Genomic DNA, 3,064 nt, shown 5'->3' on the forward strand with positions numbered 1-3,064 from the left:
ATTATTTTATATTTCCGGCGAGAGGATTTTTGTTTGATTTTTCCTCAATGAGGAAGGAGTGTAGCGAGCTACATGACCGACGAAGAGATGCAAAAGCGGCAAAAAGGCTCCGTCTGAAATATAAAGTTTTAAAAGTATTCATATACGTAATAATTTTTACGACTTACTTAATAAAAAATGATAGTCAGCGTAGCCAACAGAGTCTCAGTCCATAACGTGTCCGGCATTCTCAGCCATACGAATCAACTCATTGTACTCCTCCGGAGTAATATCCATAAAATAATAGTTTATAGGATTCTGAGGAGTATCCTTGTAGCGCACTTCATAGTGGAGATGAGGCCCGGTAGACTTGCCGGTATTACCCACAGCTCCGACCACATCACCACGTCCGACCACATCACCGGCCTTCACACTAAACTTACTGAGATGAGCATAGCGCGTCACATAATCGTAGCCATGGTCAATCTCTACCATATTGCCATAACCACTCTCCCACTCCGCCTTCACTACGCGCCCGCGGGCAGTAGCATAGACAGGAGTCCCGATATCGGAAGCAAAGTCAAGGCCTTCATGAAACCGGCTGGTACCATACACCGGATCACTCCTGTAGCCATAACCGGAAGCCATACGCTTCATCGACTCCGACCGAAGAGGCTGTATGGAGGGGATATGCTGTATACGGTCGCTATTGGTTGAGGCAAGACGGCGGAGTTCGTCGAACGAACGCGACTGGACAGCCAGCTGCTCCTCGACCAGATCCATCTTTCTCGACAGCAAGCCTATCAGCTCTGCATCCGAAAGCGCTCCGACGCGGGCATATTCATCATGGCTGCCTGTAAGAGCATCAAGTTCGGAAGCCGACAGACGCGGAGCACCCATCATCACACGATAAAAATTATCATCACGCGTTATGATGTCGTCCATCACCTCGGCCGACGCATCCAATCTGCGCCCGAGTATATCAAGACGCTCGCGGAGAGCATCGTTCTGCTCACGCAGCAGCTTTTCTCGCGGAGTCTCCCACATATAATATATAGCAGCGACAATCACGGTGCATGTCATACCGGCAAAAAGCACGTGCCTCACCTTCCCCCACAGTTCCTGTGCGCGGGTTGGATACACACGTTCATAGCCGTCGGTAGCCGGATTATAGCGGTAATATACTTTTTTACTCATTGGATACTGCCTGCGATAACTCAAAGTTATTTTGCAAAAATAACAATTATCCACTAATTTTGCACTCTATTATGGCGAAATCTCTCCCGAGCCATTAATCCACACAGATGCAAACATATTAAAATACACCATATAAAGATGCTTACCGCCAAAGAGATACGAGAGTCTTACAAAGACTTTTTCAGAAGCAAGGGACACACTATTGTACCCTCCGCTCCGATGGTCATCAAGGATGATCCCACCCTCATGTTCACCAATGCCGGAATGAACCAGTTCAAGGATATCATACTCGGCAACAAAACAGCCAAGCACACTCGCGTGGCCGACTCACAGAAGTGCCTGCGCGTGAGCGGCAAGCACAACGACCTCGAGGAGGTAGGAATGGATACATATCACCACACGATGTTTGAAATGCTCGGCAACTGGTCATTCGGCGATTACTTCAAGAAAGAAGCCATCGACTGGGCATGGGAATATCTTGTAGATGTACTCGGTCTTGACCCGGCCAATCTCTACGCAACCGTATTCGAAGGCTCTGAAGAAGAAGGATTGAGCCGCGACGACGAAGCTGCGTCATACTGGGAAAAGCATCTCCCCGCCGACCATATCATCAACGGCAACAAGCACGACAATTTCTGGGAAATGGGCGACACCGGCCCCTGCGGTCCCTGTTCGGAAATACACATAGATCTCCGTTCCGACGAAGAAAAGGCATCCATTCCTGGACGCGACCTTGTAAATCACGACCATCCCCAGGTAATTGAAATCTGGAATCTCGTATTCATGCAATACAACCGCAAGGCCGACGGCTCTCTCGAGCCTCTGCCGGCAAAAGTAATCGACACCGGCATGGGATTCGAGCGACTCTGCATGGCCTTACAGGGAAAAAAGAGCAACTACGACACCGACGTATTTACTCCCCTGATTGATAAAATTGGCGAACTTGCAGGAATGGAATACGGGAAAGACGCTAAAGTCGACATCGCCATGCGCGTAATCGCCGACCATGTGCGCACAATCGCATTCTCCATAGCCGACTCACAGCTGCCCGGCAACGCCAAAGCCGGATATGTAATCCGCCGCATCCTGCGCCGTGCCGTACGCTACGCCTATACATTCCTCGGACAGAAGCAGGCGTTCATGTACCGACTCGTCGACACTCTCATCGAAAGCATGGGCGAGGCATATCCCGAATTGCCCAAACAGCGCGAACTGATAATGCGTGTCATAAAGGAAGAAGAGGATGCATTCCTCCGCACGCTCGAAAACGGCATCCGTCTGCTCGACAATGCCATCGAACAGGCTCGTGCCAAAGGGTCTACAGAGATTTCAGGCAAAGAAGCATTCCAGCTCTACGACACCTACGGATTCCCTCTCGACCTTACCGAGCTAATCCTCAAAGAGAACGGCATGACCCTTGACCACGAGGGTTTCGACACCGAGATGGCCGCACAGAAGGCACGTGCGCGCAACGCCGCTGCTGTCGAGACCGGCGACTGGGTAATCATAAACGAAGGCGAACAGCAGTTCGTAGGATATGACTGCACCGACATTGACGCATATATACTGCGCTATCGCAAAATCACACAGAAAAACAAGGAGTATTACCAAATCATCTTCGACCGCACTCCATTCTATGGCGAAATGGGCGGACAGGTCGGTGACCGCGGTGTAATGAAGTACCTTGACGGTGAAACCATCGACATATTTGACACAAAACGCGAAAACGGCGTCACAGTACATCTCACCAAGGAACTGACAACAGAAAACTACCTTCAGTCAGCAGTAAGACTTATCGTCGACGAGGAAGCCCGTCAGGCGACATCATGCAACCACACCGCAACCCACCTGCTCCACGAAGCATTGCGCGAAGTACTCGGCTCACACG

2 protein-coding genes are annotated in these 3,064 nt (G+C 50.3%); one reads left to right on the plus strand and one right to left on the minus strand.

What is annotated here, in order from left to right:
- Nucleotides 1–204 precede the first annotated feature (204 nt).
- Nucleotides 205–1,176 carry a M23 family metallopeptidase gene (locus K2I50_RS09165; RefSeq protein ID WP_301026017.1) on the minus strand — a complete coding sequence of 324 codons (972 nt, stop codon included), beginning with the start codon at nt 1,174–1,176 and terminating at the stop codon, nt 205–207.
- Between the two features lie 138 nt (nt 1,177–1,314).
- Between K2I50_RS09165 and alaS the strand changes: the two genes are divergently transcribed.
- Nucleotides 1,315–3,064, plus strand: a 1,750-nt coding sequence (gene alaS / locus K2I50_RS09170) for an alanine--tRNA ligase (RefSeq protein ID WP_301026018.1), incomplete at its 3' end; no start/stop codon positions are given.

The sequence above is a fragment of the Muribaculum sp. genome (assembly GCF_029051885.1).
Taxonomy (GTDB): Bacteria; Bacteroidota; Bacteroidia; order Bacteroidales; family Muribaculaceae; genus Muribaculum.

Coding starts and splice junctions, on each gene's coding strand:
- K2I50_RS09165 (WP_301026017.1), bottom strand. CDS start 1,176: ATGAGTAAAAAAGTATATTACCGCTATAATCCGGCTACCGACGGCTAT.